This is a genomic window from Paracoccus aeridis, assembly GCF_004923205.2.
Lineage (GTDB): Bacteria > Pseudomonadota > Alphaproteobacteria > Rhodobacterales > Rhodobacteraceae > Paracoccus > Paracoccus aeridis.
This window is the reverse complement of sequence record NZ_SELD02000036.1, coordinates 13,037-35,488: the sequence shown is the minus strand read 5'-3', so window position 1 is coordinate 35,488 and position 22,452 is coordinate 13,037. Positions and strand designations below refer to the sequence as shown.

20 protein-coding genes are annotated in these 22,452 nt (G+C 69.4%); 13 read left to right on the top strand and 7 right to left on the bottom strand.

Going from position 1 to position 22,452, the window contains the following annotated elements; all coding sequences use genetic code 11:
* The first annotated feature begins 9 nt into the window (after nt 1-9).
* Genes ELI80_RS11280 through ELI80_RS11260 form a run of 5 tightly spaced genes read left to right on the top strand, consistent with a single transcriptional unit; the run spans nt 10 to nt 6,664 of the window.
* Nucleotides 10-1,590: an ABC transporter substrate-binding protein gene (locus tag ELI80_RS11280; protein WP_136652021.1), complete on the top strand. Its 1,581-nt coding sequence runs from the start codon at nt 10-12 to the stop codon at nt 1,588-1,590.
* 55 nt (nt 1,591-1,645) lie between these two features.
* The gene (locus ELI80_RS11275; protein ID WP_136652020.1) at nt 1,646-3,088 is read left to right on the top strand and encodes an amidohydrolase family protein; all 1,443 of its coding nucleotides are present in this window, start codon (nt 1,646-1,648) and stop codon (nt 3,086-3,088) included.
* Nucleotides 3,085-4,071 carry an ABC transporter ATP-binding protein gene (locus ELI80_RS11270; protein WP_136652019.1) on the top strand — a complete coding sequence of 329 codons (987 nt, stop codon included), beginning with the start codon at nt 3,085-3,087 and terminating at the stop codon, nt 4,069-4,071. Before ELI80_RS11275 ends, ELI80_RS11270 begins: the two co-directional genes overlap by 4 nt.
* Nucleotides 4,068-5,129: an ABC transporter ATP-binding protein gene (locus ELI80_RS11265; protein WP_136652018.1), complete on the top strand. Its 1,062-nt coding sequence runs from the start codon at nt 4,068-4,070 to the stop codon at nt 5,127-5,129. Before ELI80_RS11270 ends, ELI80_RS11265 begins: the two co-directional genes overlap by 4 nt.
* Nucleotides 5,126-6,664: an acetolactate synthase large subunit gene (locus ELI80_RS11260; RefSeq protein ID WP_136652017.1), complete on the top strand. Its 1,539-nt coding sequence runs from the start codon at nt 5,126-5,128 to the stop codon at nt 6,662-6,664. The genes ELI80_RS11265 and ELI80_RS11260 overlap by 4 nt, the downstream gene beginning before the upstream one ends.
* Nucleotides 6,665-6,672: 8 nt before the next feature.
* Here ELI80_RS11260 and ELI80_RS11255 read toward each other — a convergent pair whose 3' ends face one another.
* The 4 genes from ELI80_RS11255 to ELI80_RS11240 form a co-directional block, all read right to left on the bottom strand.
* On the bottom strand, nt 6,673-7,578 hold the full coding sequence (locus ELI80_RS11255) for a LysR family transcriptional regulator (RefSeq protein WP_136652016.1): 906 nt from the start codon (nt 7,576-7,578) through the stop codon (nt 6,673-6,675).
* Nucleotides 7,579-7,724: 146 nt separating this feature from the next.
* Entirely contained in the window at nt 7,725-9,221 is a 1,497-nt protein-coding gene (locus ELI80_RS11250; RefSeq protein WP_136652015.1) for a tripartite tricarboxylate transporter permease, read from the bottom strand.
* Nucleotides 9,221-9,667 carry a tripartite tricarboxylate transporter TctB family protein gene (locus ELI80_RS11245; RefSeq protein ID WP_136652014.1) on the bottom strand — a complete coding sequence of 149 codons (447 nt, stop codon included), beginning with the start codon at nt 9,665-9,667 and terminating at the stop codon, nt 9,221-9,223. Before ELI80_RS11245 ends, ELI80_RS11250 begins: the two co-directional genes overlap by 1 nt.
* A 40-nt stretch (nt 9,668-9,707) precedes the next feature.
* Nucleotides 9,708-10,682, bottom strand: a complete 975-nt coding sequence (locus tag ELI80_RS11240) for a Bug family tripartite tricarboxylate transporter substrate binding protein (RefSeq protein WP_136652013.1) — start codon at nt 10,680-10,682, stop codon at nt 9,708-9,710.
* Between the two features lie 807 nt (nt 10,683-11,489).
* Between ELI80_RS11240 and ELI80_RS11235 the strand changes: the two genes are divergently transcribed.
* Nucleotides 11,490-12,218: a cytochrome c oxidase assembly protein gene (locus tag ELI80_RS11235; RefSeq protein WP_136652012.1), complete on the top strand. Its 729-nt coding sequence runs from the start codon at nt 11,490-11,492 to the stop codon at nt 12,216-12,218.
* Nucleotides 12,215-12,727: a CopD family protein gene (locus tag ELI80_RS11230; RefSeq protein WP_136652011.1), complete on the top strand. Its 513-nt coding sequence runs from the start codon at nt 12,215-12,217 to the stop codon at nt 12,725-12,727. Before ELI80_RS11235 ends, ELI80_RS11230 begins: the two co-directional genes overlap by 4 nt.
* On the opposite strand, the gene ELI80_RS11225 is transcribed toward ELI80_RS11230, so the two are convergent.
* Entirely contained in the window at nt 12,697-13,158 is a 462-nt protein-coding gene (locus tag ELI80_RS11225) for a DUF2231 domain-containing protein (protein ID WP_136652033.1), read from the bottom strand. The two genes, ELI80_RS11230 and ELI80_RS11225, sit on opposite strands and share 31 nt — an antisense overlap.
* 249 nt (nt 13,159-13,407) lie before the next feature.
* On the opposite strand from ELI80_RS11225, the gene ELI80_RS11220 reads away from it, so the two are divergent.
* The 6 genes from ELI80_RS11220 to ELI80_RS11195 all read left to right on the top strand — a co-directional run bounded on the left by ELI80_RS11220 (nt 13,408) and on the right by ELI80_RS11195 (nt 20,900).
* A complete protein-coding gene (locus tag ELI80_RS11220) occupies nt 13,408-14,061 on the top strand; it encodes a cytochrome c oxidase subunit II (protein ID WP_236641462.1) in 654 nt (217 codons plus the stop codon).
* Between the two features lie 14 nt (nt 14,062-14,075).
* Nucleotides 14,076-16,556 carry a cbb3-type cytochrome c oxidase subunit I gene (locus ELI80_RS11215; protein WP_136652032.1) on the top strand — a complete coding sequence of 827 codons (2,481 nt, stop codon included), beginning with the start codon at nt 14,076-14,078 and terminating at the stop codon, nt 16,554-16,556.
* Nucleotides 16,553-16,873 carry a hypothetical protein gene (locus ELI80_RS11210; protein WP_136652009.1) on the top strand — a complete coding sequence of 107 codons (321 nt, stop codon included), beginning with the start codon at nt 16,553-16,555 and terminating at the stop codon, nt 16,871-16,873. The genes ELI80_RS11215 and ELI80_RS11210 overlap by 4 nt, the downstream gene beginning before the upstream one ends.
* Nucleotides 16,874-17,844: 971 nt before the next feature.
* Complete coding sequence (locus ELI80_RS11205) at nt 17,845-18,714, top strand: putative selenate ABC transporter substrate-binding protein (protein ID WP_136652008.1); 870 nt, start codon at nt 17,845-17,847, stop codon at nt 18,712-18,714.
* A gap of 7 nt (nt 18,715-18,721) precedes the next feature.
* Nucleotides 18,722-19,381, top strand: coding sequence for an ATP-binding cassette domain-containing protein (locus ELI80_RS11200; RefSeq protein WP_136652007.1), 660 nt, complete (start codon nt 18,722-18,724; stop codon nt 19,379-19,381).
* A complete protein-coding gene (locus ELI80_RS11195; protein ID WP_236641461.1) occupies nt 19,362-20,900 on the top strand; it encodes a PhnE/PtxC family ABC transporter permease in 1,539 nt (512 codons plus the stop codon). Before ELI80_RS11200 ends, ELI80_RS11195 begins: the two co-directional genes overlap by 20 nt.
* 48 nt (nt 20,901-20,948) lie before the next feature.
* Here the strand turns inward: ELI80_RS11195 and ELI80_RS11190 are convergent, their stop codons facing one another.
* Both ELI80_RS11190 and ELI80_RS11185 read right to left on the bottom strand, forming a co-directional pair.
* Complete coding sequence (locus ELI80_RS11190) at nt 20,949-21,629, bottom strand: FadR/GntR family transcriptional regulator (protein ID WP_136652006.1); 681 nt, start codon at nt 21,627-21,629, stop codon at nt 20,949-20,951.
* A complete protein-coding gene (locus ELI80_RS11185) occupies nt 21,610-22,440 on the bottom strand; it encodes a sulfite exporter TauE/SafE family protein (protein WP_136652030.1) in 831 nt (276 codons plus the stop codon). Before ELI80_RS11185 ends, ELI80_RS11190 begins: the two co-directional genes overlap by 20 nt.
* Nucleotides 22,441-22,452 lie beyond the last annotated feature (12 nt).

Genomic DNA, 22,452 nt, shown 5'->3' with positions numbered 1-22,452 from the left:
AGGAAGACCATGACGACCCGCAAGACTCTGGGCCTCGCGACGGCGGCCAGCATCCTGGCGCTGTCAGGCGCCTGGGCGAACGAGATCAACATCGCCCGCGAAATGGACGCCAACAACTACGACCCCCACAAGACCACGGCGCTGGCCGCGGCCGAGATCCTGTTCATGCTGGGCGACACGCTGGTGTCGATCGAGCCGGACATGCAGACCCTGTCCCCGGCCCTCGCCACGAGCTGGGAGGTGTCCGCGGACGGCCTGACCTACACCTTCAAGCTGCGCGACGACGTCAAGTTCTGCGACGGCCGGCCGATGACGGCCGAGGACGTGGTCTACAGCTTCAACCGCTGGCTCGACCCGGCCACCGCCTCGCCGGTGAAATGGCGCGCGGGCGAGGTGGAATCGATCACCGCCCCGGACGCGACCACGGTCGTCTACAAGCTGAAGGCGCCCTTCTCGGAACTGCTCTACCAGCTCACGCAGAGCTTCGCGACGGTCATCGACCGCAACCAGGTCGAGGCGCTGGGCCAGGACTTCGGCATCCAAGGGATGAACGGCACGGGCCCCTATTGCTGGGAAAGCTGGAACCCGCGCGACCGGCTGACGATGACGAAGCATGCGGGCTACGCCTGGGGTCCGGCCTTCTACGAAAACAAGGGCGAGGCGCAGATCGACCGGCTGGTCTGGCAGGTGGTCCCCGAGGAGAACACCCGCACCATCGCCCTGATGACCGACCAGACGCAGATCACGCAGTACATCCCCTATATCGCGCTCGAACAGATGAAGGTCGCGCCGAACCTGAACGTGGTGCAGTCCGACAGCGCGTTCTGGACCTATTTCATCGGCTTCAAGATCGACCACCCCTCGGTCGCGGACCCGGCCGTGCGGCGGGCGATCAACATGGCCATCGACCAGGACGCGCTGGCCCGCGACCAGTTCTTCGGCGGCGTGCAGGGCGCCCGCAGCTACATCAGCTTCGAGACGAAGGACTGGGACCCGAGCGTCGAGGCAGAGCTGCCCAAGTACGACCCCGCCGCGGCAAACGCGCTGCTGGACGAGGCGGGCTGGGTTGCCGGTCCCGACGGCATCCGCGTCAAGGACGGGGTGAGGCTTGCGCCGATCGGCTATTTCTTCACCGGCTCGACCTGGCAGAAGCTGTCGGAATACACCCAGGCGGAACTGCGCAAGATCGGGGTCGATCTGCAGGTCGAGATCTTCGACGCCACCGTCGCCTGGGGCAAGATGGCCACGCAGGAATTCGACGCCTTCGGGATGAGCTATCCCTATGTCTCGGCAGGCGACGCGCTGAACCTGTATTTCCCCTCGACCAACATCCCCACGCCCAACCGCATGAACTGGAAGGACCCCGAGACCGACCAGTGGCTGTCGGAAGGCAAGGCGGCGCTGGACGATGCGACCCGCGCCGGGGCCTACAGCAAGGTGCTGCACAAGGTGCATGACGCCAATGTCTGGCTGCCCCTGATCCACGAGCCGCGCACGATCGTGTCGTCCAAGCGGCTCGCGCCCATCGTGCCGCACAGCAACTATGGCGCCGCGCTCTACAAGGGGCTGGACCTCAAGCTGGTCGAGTGACCGGACGGGCGGGGCCGTCCGCGGCCCCGCCGATTTCCTTGCGGAGGGGGAGAGCATGGAACCGAAGAACGCCACCGTCATCCGCGATTGCCCGTGGATCGTCGCCTGGGACGAGACCGCAGCCGGCCACCGCTTCACCTCGGGCGATGTCGCCTTTGCGGGCGACCGGCTGGTGCATGTGGGCGGGCGCTACGACGGCCCCGCCGCGCGCAAGATCGACGGCAGCCGCAGCCTGGTATCGCCGGGGCTGGTGAACATCCATTCGCATCCGCTGTCCGAGCCGTTGAACAAGGGCTTCCTGGACGAACTCGGCAGCCCGGCGCTGTACATGAGCTCGCTCTACGAATACATGCCGCTTTTCGGCACCAGCGGAGAAGGGACGCAGGCCTGCACCCAGGTCGCCTATTCGGAACTGTTGCAATCCGGGGTGACGACGCTGGTGGACCTGTCGGTCGTCTATGACGGCTGGCTGGACCTGCTGGCGCAGTCGGGGCTGCGGGGGATCGTGGCGCCGATGTACCGCTCGGCCAGCTGGGGGACCACCGATGGCCATGTCGTCCATTACGACTGGAAGCCCCAGGACGGCGAGCGCGCCATGGCCGACGCGATGGGCTTCATCGACCGCGCCACCGCGCATGAGAGCGGCCGCATCACGGGGATGGTCGCGCCCTCGCAGATCGACACCTGCACGCCCGAGCTGATCCGCGACAGCCACGCCGAGGCGCGTCGGCGCGGCGTGCCCATGCAGATCCATGCCGCGCAGTCGGTCGTCGAATTCCACGAGATCACCCGCCGCCACGGCCGCACCCCGGTCGAGTGGCTCGACGAGCTGGGCGTGCTGGGGGCGGGCACGATCATCGGACACGGCATCTTCCTGAACGATCACCCCTGGGTGCATTGGCCGCATGACCGCGACCTGGACCGGCTGTCGGCCAGCGGCACCGCGGTCGCGCATTGCCCGACCGTGTTCCAGCGCCGCGGCATCGCGCTGCGCAGCTTCGGCCGCTATCGCCGCGCGGGCGTGGCCCTGGGGATAGGGACCGACACCTACCCCCACAACATGATCGAGGAGATGCGGCACGTCCTGATCAATTCGCGCTTGATGTCGGGGGACGTGTTCGACCTGCGGACCTCGGACGTGTTCGACGCCGCGACCGTCGGCGGGGCCACGATCCTCGGCCGGGACGACATCGGGCGGCTGGCGCCCGGGGCCAAGGCGGACCTGTTCATGGCCGATCTGGACCATCCGGCAATGCGCCCGGTGCGCGACCCGCTGCGGTCCCTGATCTATGTCGCGGGCGAGCGTCCGGTCCGGCAGGTCTTCGTCGATGGCCGGCAGGTGGTCGAGGACGGGCGCGCGCTGGCTTTCGACCTTCCCGCCGCGCTGGACCGGCTGGAGGCCGCGCAGCGGCAGGCCGAAATCGACTTCGCCGCCCGCGACTTCGCCGGGCGCAGCCACGACGAGGCCTCGCCCTTCGTCTATGGACGGATGCCATGAGCGGACCGTTGCTTTCCATCGAGAACCTGGTGATCGAGTTCGGCGCCCCCCGGCACCGCTTTCCCGCCGTCAACGGCATCGACCTGACTTTGGAGAAAGGCCGGACGCTGGGACTGGTGGGCGAATCCGGCTGCGGCAAGTCGGTGACCTCGCTGGCCGTCATGCGCCTGGTGCCCCAGCCGCCCGGGCACTACGCCGGCGGGCGGATCATGTTCGAGGGGCGCGACCTGCTGGCCCTGCCGGAATCCGAGATGCGCAAGCTGCGCGGCGGCCGCATCGGCATGGTCTTTCAGGAGCCGATGACCTCGCTCAACCCCGTCTACACGCTGGGGGTGCAGTTGCGCGAGATGCTGCAGGCCCATTCCGACCTGCCCGACCGCGCCGCCCGCGACCGGGCCGTCGAGCTTCTGGACATGGTCGGCCTGCCCTCGCCCGCCAAGCGGATCGACGACTACCCGCACCAGCTTTCGGGCGGCCAGCGCCAGCGGGTGATGATCGCGATGGCGCTGGCGAACGACCCCGTGCTGCTGATCGCCGACGAACCCACGACGGCGCTGGACGTGACGATCCAGGCGCAGATCCTGGAACTGCTGCAGAACCTGCAGGAACGCACCGGCACGGCCATCCTGCTCATCACGCACGATCTGGGCGTCGTGGCCGAGACATGCGACGAGGTGGCGGTGATGTATGGCGGGCTTGTCGTCGAACGCGCGCCGACCAGGGCGCTGTTCGCCGACCCGCAGCATCCCTATACCATCGGGCTGATGGCGGCGGTCCCGCGCCTGGACGCGCCCGCCGACCGCCTTGCCACCATCCCCGGTTCGGTCCCGCCGCCCTGGGCCAACCGGCAGGGCTGCCGCTTCGCCTCGCGCTGCCCGCTGGCGATAGACGTCTGCCGCGCCCGGCAGCCGCCGCTGGCCCCCCTCGGGCCGGACCACAGCGTCGCCTGCTGGCGCGCGCCCATCGAGGAGGCCGCGGCATGAGCGCGCCCCTTCTGTCCGTCGAGAACGTGACCAAGCACTTTCCCGTCCGCCGCGGCCTCATGCGCCGGGTGACCGGCGCGGTGCAGGCCGTCACCGACGTCAGCTTCACGCTGGGCGCGGGCGAGACGCTGGCCATCGTGGGCGAATCCGGCTGCGGAAAATCCACGGCCGGGCGCACCATCCTGCGGCTGCACGAGCCGACGTCCGGCAGGGTGCTGCTGAACGGGCGCGACGTCTTCTCGCTTTCCCCGGCCGAGCTTCGGGCCGCGCGGCGCGAGATGCAGATGATCTTCCAGGACCCCTTCGGCTCGCTCAACCCGCGCATGACCGTGCGCGAGGTCATCGCCGAGCCGCTGCGCCTGCATGGCATGGCGGGCGGGGCGGGGCTGGACCGCCGGATCGACGAGGTGCTGGGAATGGCCGGGCTGTCGTCCTGGCACGCGGGCCGCTATCCGCACGAGTTTTCCGGCGGGCAGCGCCAGCGCGTCGGCATCGCGCGGGCGCTGGCGACCAACCCCCGGCTGATCGTCTGCGACGAGCCGGTCAGCGCGCTGGACGTGTCCGTCCAGGCGCAGATCGTGAACCTGCTGCAGGATCTGCAGGCCGAGACGGGCGTGGCCTATGTCTTCATCAGCCATGACCTTGCGGTGGTGCGCCACATCGCCACCCGCGTCGCGGTCATGTATCTGGGCCGCATCGTCGAACAGGCCGATGCCGCGCGGCTGTTTGCCGATCCGCGCCACCCCTATACCCGGTCGCTGATCGCGGCGGCCCCCCGCCCGGTGCCGTCGGACCGCGTCGCGCACGTGCCGCTCAAGGGGGAAACGGCCAGCGCGATGGCGCCGCCGCCCGGCTGCGCCTTCCACCCGCGCTGCCCTTTCGCGCAGGACCGCTGCCGCGTGGACCGGCCCGAACTGCGGCCGGTCGGCGGCGATCTCGTCGCCTGCCACTTCGCCGAAACCCTGCCGCCGATGCGGAAGGAAGCCGCCGGCACCGACAGCCCGGCACTCGCAAGGCGGCTTCAGGTGCTTGCCAATGCCCGGAAGGACGCCGCATGAACGGGGCGGAAAGCGTCGTCCGCAGCCTGCACGCCGCGGGAACAGAGGTGTGCTTCGCCAATCCCGGCACGTCCGAGATGCAGTTCGTGGATGCGCTGGACCGCACCCGGCTGATGCGCTGCGTGCTGGGGCTGTTCGAGGGCGTCGTGACCGGGGCCGCCGACGGCTACGCGCGCATGGCGGGCAAGCCCGCCGCCACGCTGCTGCATCTCGCGCCCGGCTTCGCCAATGGCGCGGCAAACCTGCACAACGCCCGCAAGGGCCGGGTGCCGGTGCTGAACCTGGTGGGCGAACACGCCGTCCGGCACCTCGGCTACGACGCGCCGCTGTCCGCCGATCTGGCGGGCACGGTCGCGCCGTTCTCCGACTGGGTCAAGACCGGCACCTCGGCCGCGACGCTCGCCCGCGACGCGATGGAGGGGCTGGCGGCGGCGTCCTCTCACCCCGGCAGGGTGGCGACGCTGATCCTGCCCGCCGACCTGGGATGGGACGAGGGCGGCGTGATCGCCCCGCCCCTGCCCGTCGCCCCGCCCGCCGCAGTGCCCAACGAGGCGGTCAGCCGCGCGGCAGAGGCGCTCGGCCCCGGCGCGGTGCTGCTGATCGGCGGCACGGTGCTTGAGGACCTGGCGGCGATGGCCTTGGCCGCCGGCATCGCCGAAAAGACCGGAGCCACGCTGATGGCTCCCGGCGCGAACCGGCGGGTCGAGCTGGGCGCGGGCCGGCCGGTCATTCCGCGCATCCCCTACCCCATCGACATGGCGCTGGAAGCGCTCTCGCGGTTCGACCGCGCCGTGCTGGTCGAGACGGTCGAGCCTGTCGCCTTCTTCGCCTATCCCGACCGGCCAAGCGTCCTGCTGCCCCAAGACTGCCGCGTGGTGACGCTGGCCGACCGGGGTGAGGACGGCCGCGCCGCGCTGGCAGGGCTGGCCGCACGGGTCGGCGCCAAGCCGTGGCAGGGCACCGACGCGCCCCGCCCCGAGGCCCCGCGCGCCGGGCCGCTGAACGATCTCGCGCTGTCGCAGGCGATCGCCTCGGCCCTGCCGGACGGGGCGATCGTCATCGACGAGGGCATCACCCGCGGCCGCGACGTGGGCCGGCTGGCCGCGGGCGCGCCGCCCCTGTCCTGGCTGTCCATCACCGGCGGCTCGATCGGGATCGGCGTGCCGCTGGCCACGGGGGCCGCGGTCGCCTGCCCCGACCGGCCGGTCGTGGCGCTGCAGGCCGACGGCTCCGCCATGTACACGCTGCAGGGCCTGTGGACGCAGGCGCGCGAGGGGCTGAACGTCACCACCATCATCTTCGCCAACCGCAGCTACGAGATCCTGAAGGGAGAGCTTCTGCGCGTCGGCGCCAACCCCGGTCCCACGGCGCTGGACATGCTGGACCTGCGCCGGCCGGATCTGGATTTCTGCGCGCTGGCCCGCGGCATGGGCGTGCCGTCGCAGCGGGTCGAGGACGCGGCGGAACTGCACCGCGCCATCGCCGCCTCGGTCCGCGAACCCGGCCCGATGCTGATCGAGGCGATGCTGTGCTGACCCTGAGGTCAGCGGCGCGGGGATGAAATGAGCGGCAGCAGTTCCTCGATCACGTCGGCGAACTGCGTCTCGGCCAGGGTGCAGGCGCGGGGGTGACGGACCAGGTAGATATGCGTGCCCAGCCATTCGCCCGTGGTGCGGACCGGCCAGAGCAGCCCGGCCTCGACCTCGGCGCGGGCCGATGACCAGGGCAGCAGGCCAAGCCCCACGCCCGAGACGATCATCCGCCGCACCTCCTCGACATGCGCGCTGATGCCGCTGGTGCTTTGGCCAAGGCCCAGGCGGATGCTCAAGGGGCCCATGGGTTCCAGCCCGGCGCCGTCACGGGCGCAGGCAAAGGCCACGAACGGCTCCGTCCGCAATTCTTCCAGCGTGATCTCTTCGCGCCCGAACAGCGGATGCTCGACGCCGCAGAAGACGGACCATTCGTCCCGGAACAGGAAGCGGCAATCGAGTTCCGGCACCGGATCGCTCAGCAGGCAGATGCCGACGCCGTGCGCCTGCTCGCGCAGGCTCGCCACGATGTCGTGGCTGTTGCGGACATCGACCCGCAGCAGGGTTTCCGGGTGGCGCTGGTGGAACAGGCGGATGGCCTCGTCCAGCAGCGGAGAGATCAGGTTCGAGACGACCATCACCCGCAGTTCGGGCCGGTGCTGGCCCACGCGCAGGCCGATGCGCTCGGCCGCCGTCTGCATCGCCTGCGCGTCGGCCAGAACCGCCTCGCCCATCGGCGTCAGGCTGAAGCCGCGCCCCTCGCGCCGGACCAGCGTGCGGTCCATCGCCGTTTCCAGCCGCAGCAGGGTCTGGCTGACGGCCGACTGGCTCATTCCCAAGGCCTGCGCGGCGCGGGTGACGCCCCCGTTCTCGGCGATGGCCGCGAAGACGCGCAGGTGGTTCCAGTTCAGTGTCGCCATGACAGCCTGGGCAAAATGAGGAGGAGCCGCAATCCTTCCGCCATCCCGGCTCTCGCGCAATCGCTTTCTCGATCCCTGACCGCTGCCGAGATCGACGTCGCGCAGCCGGCTTGGCGTCGCGCAGGCGTCGCAGGACCCGCTTAGCCTTAAGCAGCCCGCCTGCCCCGGCGGCGGAAGGACTGCGCCGCCGACAGCAACAGCAGAGCCACCGAGGCGCAGACGAAGAACGCGGCGATCGGGCGTTCCAGAAACACCATCGGATCCCCGCGCGAGATCAGCAGCGCCCGCCGCAGGTTCGTCTCGATCAGCGGTCCCAGCACGAAGCCCAGAAGCAGCAGCGCCGGGCTGAACGATGCCAGGATCAGCGCATATCCCGCCGCCCCGATCACCGCCACCGCGAGAATGTCGAAGGTGCTGCCCCGAACCGAATACACGCCCAGGCAGACAAAGACGATGATCGCGGGGTAGAGCCAGCGGAACGGGATGCGCAGGATCGACACCCAGATCCCGATCAGCGGCAGGTTCAGGATCAGCAGCAGCAGGTTGCCGATGCCGAAGCTGACGACGAGCCCCCAGAACATCTCGGGCCGGGCCTCGATCATCATGGGGCCGGGCTGGACGCCGTGGATGACCAGCGCCCCCAGCATCAACGCCATGATCGGGTCGCCCGGTATCCCCAGCGTCAGCGTGGGGACAAAGGCGGTGATCGCCGCCGCGTTGTTGGCGGCCTCGGGACCGGCCACGCCCTCGATCGCACCCTTGCCGAAGCGTTCCGGGCGCCTCGCGATCCGGCGTTCCAGCGCATAGGACAGGAAGGACGAGATCGTGGACCCCGTCCCGGGCAGCGCGCCGAAGAAACTGCCCACGCCCGTGCCCCGCAGGGTCGGTCCCACCATCCGCCGGGCGTCGTCGCGGCCCGGCATCATCTGCGCGAAGGAAACCCGTTCGGGCACGCCGTGCCGCTCGGCTCCGCGGATGCCGCCGATCACCTCGGCCACGCCGAAGAGCCCCATCGCAAGCGCCACGAGATTGATCCCGTCCATCAGCTGGGTGGATCCGAAGTTCAGCCGCTGCACGCCCGAGTTCACGTCGGTGCCGACGCAACCCAGGATCAGCCCCAGCACGACCATGGCCAGCGCCTTGGCCGGCGCCGCCGCGCCGATGGTCGATGCCGCGACCAGACCCAGCACCATCATCGCCGCATAGTCGGCGGCGCCGAAGCTGGTGGCCACCGCCGACAGCCACGACGCCAGCAGCACCAGCACCACGATGCCCAGGATCGAGCCTGCGAAGGACGACACCATCGACGCGAACAGCGCCACGCCAGCGCGTCCCTGCTGGGTCATCGGATAGCCGTCCAGCGCCGTCACCACCGATTGCGGCGTGCCCGGCAGGCGCAGCAGGATCGACGCGACCGCGCCGCCGTATTGCGAGCCGTAATAGACGCCCGCGAGCATCACCAGCGCGGCCTCGGGCGGGATATAGTAGGTGATCGGCAGCAGCAACGAGATCGCTGCCATCGCCCCGATGCCCGGCAGCACGCCGATGAGCGTGCCCAGCACCACGCCGATCAGGCAGTACAGCATGATCGTGGGCTGCAGCGCCACGCCCAGGCCGAAGATCAGACCTTCCGCCGCGGACATCAGCGGCTCCAGGGCCAGACGGGGATGGTCATCTGCAGCCCGACGCTGAAGACCAGCCAGACCAGCAGCGCGAGCGCCCCCGCCAGCACCACGCGCCAGCGCCAGCCGCGCCGTTCCGAAGGCAGCGTCGCGATCATCGCCGTCAGGGCAGTCGCGGCGACCAGCCCCAGCCAGTCCAGCGTCAGCCCGAACAGCACGATCGACCCCAGGACCGCGGCCGCCTCTGGCAGGGCCACCGGCGCGGCCTGTCCCTGCCGGCGCCATGCCGGCACCGCCACGATCATGCCCAGCACGGCCAGCGTTGCCCCCAGCAGGGTCGGGAAGAACCCCGGCCCCATCTGCCGCAGCGTGCCGAAGTCGTAGGAAACGGCCGAATGGACCGCCACCGCCAGCCCCAGCAGGGCGAGAACCGCCCCGCCCCACAGGTCATGCAGATCGCGCTGCATCAGCGGCGCGGGGCCGGGCGCCGATCCCGCCGCGGGCAGGTCATTCCTGCGCCTCGATCCGGTCGATGACCGCGCCCCACAGCTCGGTGTCCGCAGCGATGCGATCGGCCAGCTCTGCCGGCGTGCCGGGCTGCGCCTGCCACCCCATCGCGAGCAGCTGCGCGGTCACCGCCGGGTCAGCGAGGATGGCGTTGATCTCGGTGTTCAGCCGCTCGATGATCGCCGGATCGGTGCCGGCGGGGGCGATGAAGGCGTTCCACAGCTCGGCCCGGAAGTCCGCGGGCAGACCGGCCTGCCCGGCCATCACGGGCAGGTCGGGCGCCAGCGCCGAGGGTTCGGCCGAGGTGATGCCCAGCACCTTCATCGTCCCAGCCTCGACATGAGGCAGCGCGGCGGAGTGGGCCATGAAGCCCGCGTCGATCTCTCCGCCCAGGATCGAGGTCGTGACCTCGGCATAGCTGGTGAACGGAATGTGCAGCATCTCGATCCCGGTCGCGCCCGAGAACAGCTCGGCGGTCAGGTGCGCGCCCGAGCCCTGCCCGACCGAGCCGTAGGTCAGGTCGCCCGGCCGCGACTTCGCCAGCTCGACGAAGCCCGCGAGGTCATCGACCTCCATCCCGGCGCCGACGCCCAGCACCAGCGGACTGGTGGCGATCAGCGCGACCGGGGCGATATCGGTGGCGGTGTCGTAGCCCAGGTCGTCGACCATGCGCTGCGACGTGGTCAGCGGGCCGTTGATGGTGACGCCGAAGGTGTGGTCGTTGCCGGCCACCAGCATCTGCTGGACCCCGATTGCCCCGCCGGCACCCGGCTTGTTGTCCACGATCACCGGCTGGCCCAGCCGCTGCGTCAGCGGCTGCGTGATCAGCCGCGCCAGCGTGTCGGGGGAAGACCCGGCGGGAAAGCCCACGACGACGCGGACCGGCCCGGTCGGCCAATCCTGCGCCGCGGCTGCTCCGGCGGACAGGGCGACGAGGGCAACGGCCATCAGGCTGCGGAAGGGGGAAACAGTCATCTCGACGTCCTTTCGGCGCGGGCTTGCTGCCGACCGTTTAGACGCGCGCGACGCGAAAGGTCAATGCGCGCGGGCTGGCGCGGCTAACGGGGTCCGGACCGGCGGGTTGCGCGGCCCGGGCAGATGGAGAAGCGGTGCGACTGACCGGGTCACGAGCGGCCATCCCCCGAGAACCACCTCCGGCCGGGTCAAGCACCGCAGGCAGGTCGCGACGCAGACCGAGCGCGCGGCCAATGCCCTGCGGCGTCCCAAGCACGCCGGCCAGCACGGGGCGCCCGGCGATCAGGTCGGATCACGAGCCGCCGGCGTGACCAGCCATATGCGGCCGCCACCACGCCAGCAGGCAGCACGACCGCCGGGCCGGATCATGACCGCCAAGGGCAGTCGGGTGGGGCCGCACATCGGCCGCTGTCGCGCGGCGGTGCGGGGAGCGGGGCCGATGCCGGATTGATCGCCGGGTCGGACGTGGGCCATGATCTCTCTCCGGTCGGGAATCAGATTCGAACCGGGCGCGAGAGATCCTTCCTCCTGCAGCTTTCTCCGGGAAGGCACAGCGGCCACGGGTAACCCGCCGCCCTGCCCGCCCGGGAACCCACCGGCTCACGCCAGGGTTGCCACTGCAGAGGGGCTTCGCGCGAGCGCGTCGGCTGACAGAGGAGGAAACAGTGTGCGAGGACGCCTCCAAGGATGTCGGGACGCCGGTTCGAGCGCCAGGGTGGTCTGCCGGACTCGTGCGCGGCAGCCCCAGGCCTGCAAGCGCGATCCAGTCGGCCTCGGCCCCGGCGCGGCTGACGCGGGGAGCGCGGCATGATTGCTGATACATTCATTGCCGGGGGCCTTGCCGGGCTCTACTGCGGGCCTGCCCCCGATCCGGCGGCGATCTGGTGGCGCTGGAACCTCGACCCGCTGCTGCTCGTGGCGCTGGTCGCGCTTGCGCTGGCGCTCGGCCGGTCGCGCACGGGACTGGCGGCGGTTGCGGTGCTGGCCGTGGCCTTCGTCTCGCCGCTCTGCGCGCTGTCGGCCGCGCTGTTTTCCGCGCGGGTGGTGCATCACGTGCTGCTGGTCGCGGTCGCGGCGCCGCTGATCGCGCTGGCCTTGCCCGCGCGCAGCCCCCGCGCGGCGTCGCCCCTGTTCCTGATTTCGACCGCAGTGCTGTGGGCCTGGCACCTGCCGCAGGCGTATGACTCGGCGATGGCGAACATGGGCCTCTACTGGGTGATGCAGGCAACGCTGCTGGGGGCGGCCGCGGCCTTCTGGCGCGCGGTGCTCGCGCCCGGCCAGCCGACCGGCCAGGCGGGACTGGCGATCCTGGGCGCCTACATGCAGATGGGGCTCCTGGGGGCGCTTCTGACCTTTGCGCCCGAGCCGCTCTATGCCATCCACCAGTGGGCGCCGCTCGAGTGGGAGCTGACGCCGCTTTCGGACCAGCAGCTCGGCGGGATCATCATGTGGGTTCCGGCGGGGATTCCCTATGCCGCCTTCGGCGCGCTGGTGGCGCTGAAGGGGTGGCGGCGGTTGAAGGCGCAGCCGACATGATCGGCTGGCTGGAACCGGTCATCCCCCATCTGAAGGCCCTGCACGTGATCGCGCTGGCGGTGTGGGTCGGCGGCCTTTTCGGCCTGCCGGTCATGCTGGCGCGCCACGACGCGGCGATCGGGCAGGCCGACTACAGCCGGATCCGGCTGGCCTCGCACATCAGCTATGTCTGGATCATCACGCCTGCGGCGGTGACGGCCATCGTCGCGGGCACCTGGCTGATCTTCCTGCGCGAGGTGTTCGTCCCGTGGATGTTCGCCAAGCTGGTCTTCGTGGCGCTGCTGATCGGCTTTCATGCCTGGATGGGCCACCACATCGTCAAGCTGGGGGAAACCGACGGCCGGCATGACCCGCCCGAGCCGGGCATCCCGCTGCTCCTTCTTCTCGTGCCCGTCCTGGTGATCCTGATGCTCGTCCTCTGGAAGCCCGACCTGGGCGACATTACCCTGCCCGGCTGGCTGACAGAGCCACACGGCCGTCAGTTGCCGGTTTCGGACGTGCCGAGATGATAGTCGAAGACGAGCTTGCCGCCATGCCACCCCGTCGCGCCGACCATGAAGACGCTGAAGGCGGAAAGCAGGATGCCATAGGGCAGCACCGCCTGTTCGTAGCCGTAGAGCCGATAGCCCCAGTTCGCGCCCAGGATCGACAGCAGCACGACCGCGATCGCGGCATGGGTCCAGGCCGCGGCGCGCGCACGGATGCCCGGCACGAACAGCAGTTCGAGCGTGCCCGTGAAGGCCGCCGCGACGCCGATCAGGAAGGCCATGCCTGCGGCCCACAGCGCGGCCCGCGCCCAGAAGCTGTCGCCCGTCCACCAGTAGAACACGTCGGCGCCGAAGGTGCAGAAGGTCAGCGCGATGGGAAAGGCCACGCTCATCGCATGCAGCGGGTGGCCCGCGATCGCGATGGCGGAGGAGGTCTGATGGAAGCCGGGCAGATTGGAAACGGGGTCGTCGTAAAGACCCTCCTCCTCCTCGCCCCCGGCTTCTCCGCCCCCGGATTCCCTGCCGCCGGATTCCTTTCCTCCGTCCTGCGCACCCTTGCGCGCGTCGCCGGTTTCGCTGCTGCGCTGCTGGCCGTCCTTGCCATCCGGCTGCGCGCCGCCCTGGCGTTCGTCGGTCGTTTCGTTCCGGTCCTCGGCCATCGGCGGCTTCCCCTCAGGATGATCATCGGGGGATCAACGCCCGTGGTGCTGGCTGGTTGCGAGGAGCGGCTGTCCACCGTCCATCCCGCCGGTCCGGCAGCCGACACCATCGCCACCCTGTGGTGGGTCATGCTGGCGGGGGCGGCGGCGATCTTCCTGCTGGTCATGGTCCTGCTGGTGCTGGCCTTCCGCAAGGGCGAGGGACCGTCGGGCGACGACGCGGACAAGCGGCGCGAGACGCTCTGGATCAAGGGCCTGGGGCTTGGCTTCACGATGACCGTACTTGCCGCCCTGACCGCCTGGGGGCTGTCGATCGGCGAAAGGCTGCTGCCGCGCCCGGGACCCGACGTGGTCGCGGTCGGGGCCGAGGGGCGGCAGTGGGCATGGCGCTTTTCCTATCCCGACCTGCCCGGCCGCACGACCGAGAACGTGCTGCACATCCCCGCCCGCCGGCCGGTCGATGTCCGGATCACCAGCGCCGACGTGATCCACAGCTTCTGGGTGCCGCGGCTCGCGGGCAAGCTCGACGCGATCCCGGGCCACGTGAATGTCCTGCGTCTCGAAGCGTGGGAGCCGGGCGAATACGCAGGCGTCAGCGCCGAGTTCAGCGGCGCCGGTTACCGAACCCACCGCTTCACCGTGGTCGCGCATGACGCCGCCGCGTGGAATGCCTTTCTGACTGGGGAGTTGCCGTGACCGACAAGCCACGCATGACCGCTCTGCGCCTGCACAAGGCGCTGTATCCGATCTGGCGGAACGATCCCGGCTGGAAGGGCGTGCTCACGACGGTCAACAACAACACCATCGGCAACATGTTCATCATCGGTGCCACCGGCATGTTCCTGGCCGGTGGCATCCTCGCCATGCTGATCAGGGCGCAGCTCGCCTCGCCCCGCTCGGCCTTCATGGGTCCCGAGATCTACAACCAGATCTTCACGATGCACGGGACCATCATGATGTTCCTGTTCGCCATCCCCTTCTTCGAGGCGCTGACCGTCTTCCTGCTGCCCGGGATGCTGGGGACGCGCGACCTGGCCTTTCCGCGGCTCAGTTCCTACGGCTTCTGGTGCTACATGATCGGCAGCACGATCATGATCGTCGCCCTGCTGGCGGGGGTCGCCCCCGACGGGGGCTGGTTCATGTATCCGCCGCTGAGCTCCACCGCCTTTTCATCCGGCATCAACGCCGACATCTGGCTGCTCGGGATCAGCTTCATCGAGATCTCGGCCATCGGCGCCGCGATTGAGGTCGTCGTCACCGTCCTGCGCTATCGCGCGGTCGGCATGTCGCTGGACAAGCTGCCGATCTTCGCGTGGTACATGCTGGTGGTGGCGGTGATGATCCTGACCGCTTTCCCGCCGATGATCCTCGGCTCGCTGATCCTGGAACTGGAGCGGGCCTTCGACATGCCCTTCTTCCAGGCCGAGCATGGCGGCGACAGCCTGCTGTGGCAGCACCTCTTCTGGCTGTTCGGCCACCCCGAGGTGTACATCATCTTCCTGCCCGCCGCGGGAGTCATCTCGATGGTCCTGCCGGTCATGGCGCGCACCACGCTCCTGGGCTACGGCTGGGTGGTGGCGGCGGCGATCTCGCTGGCGGTCCTCAGCTTCGGGCTGTGGGTTCACCACATGTTCACCACCGGCATCCCGCACATGGGGCTGGCCTTCTTCTCGGCCGTCTCGACCCTCGTGGCCGTGCCCACGGGGGTGCAGATCTTCGCCTGGATCGGCACCCTGTGGAAGGGCCGCCCCGAGATGCACCTGCCGATGCTGTGGATCCTCGGCTTCTTCGTCACCTTCGTGATGGGCGGTCTGACCGGGGTCATGGTCGCGATGGTCCCCTTCGACTGGCAGGCGCACGACAGCTACTTCATCGTGGCGCACCTGCATTACGTCCTGATCGGCGGCTACGTCTTCCCGATGATCGCGGGGATCTACTACTGGCTGCCGGTCCTGACCGGGCGCAAGCGCTTCTTCAGGATGGGCGAAGTGGCCTTCTGGCTGGTCATGGCAGGATTCCACGGCACCTTCCTGCTGCTGCACTGGGCGGGCCTGCTGGGGATGCGGCGGCGGATCGACGTCGTCGAGGCCGGCTCGGGGTGGGAACTCATCAACCTTCTCGCCTCGATCAGCGGCTTCGTCCTGGCGATCGGCTTCGGGCTGGTGATCCTCGACGTGGCGGTGAACGCCTTCGTCGCCGTGCGCGGCCGGCGCAACCCCTGGAACGCCGGGACGCTGGAATGGGCCACCCCGATCCCGGGTCCCGCCTACAACGTGGCCTCGATCCCGGTGGTGAACAGCCGGTATCCCCTGCACGACAACCCCGACCTGCCCGTCCAGATCGCGAGGGGCGAGGGGTTCCTGGGCGAGCCGGTCCGGAACCGGCGCGAAACGCTGGCCGTCAGCGTGGCGCGGGGCGAGCCCGAGTTCATCTCGGTCTTTCCGAACAACACGATCGTGCCGTTCGTGATGGCCGTCGTCACCAGCGTCATGTTCATGGCGCCGGTGTTCAAGTGGTACTCGCTCATGTTCATCGCGGCCGGGGGTGTCACCGTCCTGGCGCTGGTCTGGGCCTGGGCGAACGGCTCGCGCCGGGACGAGGGGCTGCTGGACGCTGGCCGGGGCGTGTTCCTTCCTCCCCACACCGAGGTGGCCTATCCGCCCGGCTGGTGGGGGTCGCTGTTCCTGCTGCTGGCGGATTCGGTGCTGTTCGGGTCGCTGCTGTTCGGCTATGCCTTCCTGTGGACGGTCGCCCCGAACTGGCCGCCGCCCCGGATCCTGCAGACCGGCATTCCGGGGCCGGTCCTGGCGCTTGCCGGAGCGGCGTTGGCCAGCGGCGGCATCCGGCTCGCCGACCGCGCCATCCGCGCGCAGGGCCAGCCCTGGCCGGGCCTGCTGGCCAGCCTTGCGGGGCTCGCCGCGTTGGTGGCCGCTGCCGGGACGGTGTTCGCGGGAACCACCTACAACGCCCATGCCTATGACGCGACGCTGTGGGTGATCGCGGGCTATGTCGTCTTCCATGCCGGGATCGCGGGGTTGATGGTGCTGTTCCTGCTGGGCCGCATCGGCGCGGGCTACATCTCGTCCCGGCGCTTCGGTGACGCGCGGGTCGTCCGGCTGTGGATCGACTATGCCGTGCTGGCCGCGCTGATCGGTCTCGGCGGCGCCTGGCTGCCAGGAGTGTTGTCATGACCGACATGCTGCGCATCTCGATCCCCCTCACCGTCTGGATCGCGGCCTTCAGCGCAGTCTACGGGCTCCAAGGCATCATCTGCTCGGACCTGTGGCGCACAGCCGGGCTGACGACCGGGCAAGGGCGCATCGCGCTGATCGTATTGGGGGTCGCCGCCGTTGCGCTGCAGGTCGCCATGCAGGTCCTCCTGCGCAGGCCCCGCTTCGCCTCGCCCCTGCCCTGGGTCCAGCGGGTCGCGACCATCCTGGCGTACGTGGCGCTGGTCGCAACCCTGTGGAGCTTCCTGCCGGTGGTAAGCACCTCGCTCTGCCTGTGAGGGATCGGGCGAACGGCACTCTCGGGTGAAGTCGGCTCGCCCGCGCGGGAATGAGCGCCCTCCCTTGCGGCAGGAGGTGACGAGTCCTTGCCGGCAGGCAGGACCCGCATCCGGCGTCATCCGCCCTCGCGGTGATGCTGTATGTTGCCTTCTCCAGGACTTGCTTTGACTTCCCGCGGGAAGCGTATGCTCCGGCAGGGGTCAATTGCGATGCTGGGAGCGCAAGGCCAGGCAGTAAAACGGTGACCGCGAGACCAAAAACTACACGTGGTGGAGCGGATTTTAACCCGCTTTCACGAGCGAGCAGTTAAGCTTTTCACCGGGTTGCGCGTCAGAGTGGCACAAGCCGTGCCACCTCGATCTAGCCGACTGCGTCTGCAACGCTGGGAGGGGGGCTGACTGCCGCCAGCTGCTGCTTCTCCAACCAACCGGCAGATGCGCGCCATGCGGCCGAGACCGCGGCGCTGAAGGAAAAGATCGCCCCCGCTTCGGACAGAGCGCGAGCACGTGAAGATTGAGGCAGCTTCTTCCGCACACGAGGCAAGTAGTCGCTTCATGACTGAAGCGCGAGAACGATGTCCCCGAGGAACGTACGTTTTTCAGATGCGACGAGACCAACACGAAGATGCACTTCGAGCGAATGTTTGCCGTGAACGCGACCGGCGTCCTCAACTGCCGCAATGCCGCCTTTCACGCTGTGGCGAGGGAGAACGAGTCGGTCGTCAACATCGCATCTCCAACGGAGCTTCTTCGAACTTCAGCAGGTCCGCCCGTCGTTGCTCCCACCCGAAGACCGGCAATCTTGCCACGGCAGGCGCCCGGCGTTAGCGTTCAATCAAGCTCTGGAATAGGCCCTCGATGCGCCGTGTGCGCTCACGTCTCAGGACGTATGATGGTCGAACCTGCCGACAGCCCGGTGTGGTTTTCGGCGCCGTTCAGGTGCAGGCCCAGCTTCATCACGGAGAATCGACATGCATAGCCTGATTGGCGGCGTGGCCGCAGCCCTCGGCCTTGTGCTCGGCGGCGTTGCGGCAAGCGCGCAGGCCACGACCCTCTACTTCTCGGCCATTCCCGACGACGACGAGACGCGCCTTCTGGAGCGGTTCGGCAAGGTCGCCGACTACCTGTCGGACGAACTCGGCGTCGACGTGCAGTACGTGCCCGTGAAAAGCTACGCGGCGTCCGTCACGGCCTTCCGCAACGACCAGATCCAGCTTGCCTGGTTCGGCGGCTTGTCGGGCGTTCAGGCGCGGCTGGCGGTGCCCGGCTCGCAGGCCCTCGCCCAGGGGGTCGAGGACGGGACGTTCGTGTCCTACTTCATCGCCCACGAAAGCACGGGGCTTCAGCCGTCGGACGACTTTCCTCTGGCAGCGGAGGGGATGAGCTTCACCTTCGGCGCCCAGACCTCGACCTCGGGCCGGCTGATGCCGGAGTTCCATATCCGCGAGGAAACGGGCAAGGTACCGGAGGAGTTCTTTTCTCAGGTCGGCTTCTCGGGCGATCACGGGCAGACGCTGCGGCTCGTCTCGACCGGCGCCTACCAGCTGGGCGCGCTGAACTACACGGTCTATGACACCGCCGTGGCCGAGGGCGCCCCCGAAGTCGCGACCACCCGCGTCATCTGGAAGACGCCGCCCTATCCCGACTACAACTGGACCATCCGCGGCGACGTCGACGCACGCTTCGGCGACGGGTTCACCGAACGGGTCAGGCAGGCGTTGATCGGCATGGACGACCCGGACCTGCTCGCCTCGTTCCCGCGCAAGGGCTTCGTCGAGGCCACGAACGACGACTATGCGCCGATCGAGGAAACGGCACGGGCGATCGACATCCTTGACTGACCCGGCCATGCTGACCTTCACCGGCGAGGCGCTGTCCTACGGCCGCACCACCGTTCTGTCCGACGTGGACTTCACGCTGCGGGCGGGGGAACGGGTCGTCCTGCTGGGCCGCAGCGGCGCCGGGAAAAGCACGCTGCTGAACGCCGGCTATGCGCGGCTGGCCCGCACGTTTCCCGACGTCGCGCTGGTTCCGCAGGAACACGGGCTGGTTCCGCAGCTGTCGGTCTTTCACAACGTCTACATGGGCCGGCTCGACGCGCATGGGGCGGGCTACAACCTTGCCAACCTGATCTGGCCCTTCCCGGCCGAGCGCCGCGCCATCGACCCGGTGCTGGAAACGGTCGGACTGGACGGCTTCGCCCGCCGGACGGTGGAGACTCTGTCGGGCGGTCAGAAGCAGCGCACGGCGCTGGCCCGCGCGATCCATCGGGGCGGGCGCGTGCTGATCGGGGACGAGCCGGTGTCGGCGGTGGACGAGCGGCAGGCGGGCGTGCTCATCGACGAGCTGGGGCGGCGGTTCGGGACGATCCTGCTGGCCCTCCACGACGTGGCGCTGGCGCGGCGGATCGCGACCCGCCTCGTCGGCATCCGCGCGGGCCGCATCTTCTTCGACCGCGCGACTGCCGATGTTCCGGACGACGACATCCATGACCTCTACCGAGCCTGAGCGCCCCCACCGGCTCGGGCGGTTCGGGCGGGTCGGGACGGCGCTCGTCTTCGTCGGGCTGGCGGCGATGCTTTTGCCCTTCGCCGACCTCGGCCTGGGCCGGCACGATCCCTGGGCCGAGCTGGGACGAATGGCGACGGGGTTCCTGTCGCCGGATTTCACGTCGATCGAGGCGCTGCGCTGGACGGCGGTGCTGACCGCAGCCTTCGCGATCTGCGGGGTCGCGCTCGGCGCGTCGGCAGGGTTCGTGCTGGCGCCGTTCTACCGGCACGGGATGGTCCGGAACCTCTGCATCGCGATCCGGTCGATCCACGAGCTGTTCTGGGCGATCCTGCTGGTGCAGGTCACCGGCCTGTCGGCAACCACGGGAGTTCTGGCGATCGCCATTCCCTATGCGGGCATCTTCGCCAAGGTCTTTGCCGAGTATCTGGACGAAGCCGACGCGAGGCCCGCCGCCGCCATGCCGCCACGCGCGGACCTGATCTCGGTCCACTTCTACGCCCGCCTGCCGCTCGCCTGGCGCGAGTTCCAGACCTACCTGCTGTACCGGCTCGAATGCGGGCTGCGGTCCAGCGCGGTGCTGGGCTTCGTGGGCCTGCCGACGCTGGGCTTTTCGCTCGACACCTTCTTCAGGCAGGGCATGTATGGCGCGGTCGCCGCCGTGCTCATCATCTACTACGTGCTGATCGGAACGATGCGGCTCTGGATGCACCGGCCGTTGGTGCCGTTCTATCTGCTGGCGGCAATCGCGGTCATGGCATCCATCGCCAGCCCGCCGATGGCGCCCGGTGCGCTTGCCCGTTTCCTGACCCACGACATCGTGCCCGCCCCGCTGCGAAGCGGGGATCTTGGCGATTTCGCGACATGGGCGCGCTTCGGGGACTGGCTGGCGGCGCTGCTTGCCGGGCAGGCGCTGCCGGGGCTCGCCGCGACGCTGGTCGTGGCGCAGCTTGCGCTGGTGGTCGCCGGACTTGTCGCGCTGATCGGGTTTCCGACGACCGTCCGTCCGGTCGCGGGAAGGCTCGGCGCGGCGTTCGGCCACGTGGCGCTGGTCATCACCCGCTCCACCCCCGAATACATGCTGGCCTACATCGCCCTGCAGGTCTTCGGCCCGTCGATGCTGCCCGCCGTCCTGGCGCTGGGGCTGCATAACGGCGCGATCATCGCCCATCTGCTGGGCCGGCAATCGGCCCATCTGCATGAGAGCCTGCGCCCCGACGCCCCGCGCGGCATCGTGCTATACGCCTACGAGCTGCTGCCGCGGATCTATGGCTCGTTCCTCGCGCTGTGCCTGTACCGGTGGGAGATCATCGTCCGGGAATCCGCGATCATCGGCCTTCTGGGCATCCCGACGCTGGGCTTTCATGTCGACCGCGCGATCCAGGAAATCCGGGTGGACCGCGCGATCGTGCTGCTGATCGTAACGATGCTGGCGACGATGGCGATCGACTGGGTGTCGCGCAGGACGCGCGCGTCGATCCTGCCCGGACGCCTTGGACGGAACGCTGCTGCTGAATGAGGGCGACAGCGCCGAAGTCCGCTGCGCTTCCCCCTTCGTCCATCTTCGCTAACGGCGGCGGCGCATCCCGTGGGCGATGCTCAGCAGGTGCCGCTCCATCATCTGGGCGGCGCCGGCGCTGTCGTGGGCGGATATGCGGTCCACCAGCGCCTCGTGCTGGTGGGCAAGTTCCTGGATGCGCGCCGCGTCCATGCGGTCGGCGCGCCAGGCGGCCCAGTCGGATTGCTCGCGGACCGAGCGGATCTGTTCGTAGACGCGCAGGAACAACGGATTGCGCGCGAGTTCGGCGATGCGGAAGTGAAAGATCGCGTCGGCGATCTCATAGCATTCCGGGGTCTGCGCGGTCAGGGTTCCGCCCATGAGTTCGCGAAGGGCGCGGACGTCTTCGGGGGTGGCGCGTTCGGCGGCGAGGGCGGCCAGCGCGGGCTCCACCTCCATCCGCACCTCCATCACGTCGGCCGGGGTGACGCTGCGAGCCAGGCTTTTCAGGCCGTTGCCCGGCACGGGCGGCGGCATGGTGAACGTTCCCTGCCCGTGGCGCCGGAACAGCAGCCCGTCGAGTTCCAGCGCGGCCAGAGCCCGGCGCAGCCGCGTGCGGCCGACGCCGAAGCGGGCGGCCAGTTCCCGTTCCGCCGGCAGGCGACCGTCGGGATCGGCGATGCGGGCCAGTTCGGCCCGCAGTCTGTCCTCGAGATCGAGGGTGTCGGCTTCAGGCGGTGAGAAGGTCAATCCACATCCTCAGCGAGGTGAGCATCAGGAAAATGCCGAATGCCATTCTCAGCTTGCGGCGGTCAATGCTGTGGGCCAGCCGGACGCCGTAGCCCGCCAGCCACGTGGAAAGAGGGATGATGACGGCGGCAAGGTACAGGTTGACGTAGCCCAGGGACAGCGGAGGCAGCCCTTCCCGCCCGAGGCCGGTCAGCATGTAGATGATCGCCCCCGGCAGGCCGATGACGAAGCCGATGGCGGCCGAGGTGCCGACCGCCCGGCGGATGTCATAGCCGAGAAAGTTCAGCAGCGGCACGCAGACGGTGCCGCCGCCGATCCCCATCATCGCGGACACGGCCCCGGCGAAGACGCCGAAGCCGGCCCAGGCGCCGGGCGGGAAGGACCGCGGCTCGACGCCGTCACGCGGCTTCCGGAAGATCATGTCGATCGCCACCAGCAGCGCGATGGTGGCGAAGACCGCAACCAGCACCCACCCCGAGACATAGCCGCCCACGACCGAGCCGAACACCACGCCGACAATGATCCAGGGGACCCAGCGCCGCAGCAATGCCGTGTCGATCGCGCCGCGGCGGTGGTGCCCGATGCCCGAGGACAGCGAGGTGAAGACGATGGTGGATAGCGAGGTGCCCACGGCCACCTGCATCGTCAGCGCCGGATCCATGCCCGTCAGCGACAGCGCGAAGTAGAGCGCCGGGACGATCACGATCCCGCCGCCGACGCCCAGCAGGCCTGCGATGACCCCGCCGAAGGCGCCCGCGGCAAGGGCGATCAGCGTCAGTTCGACCAGCGCCTGCGTCGTCATGCCCAGCATCATGCCCTCCAC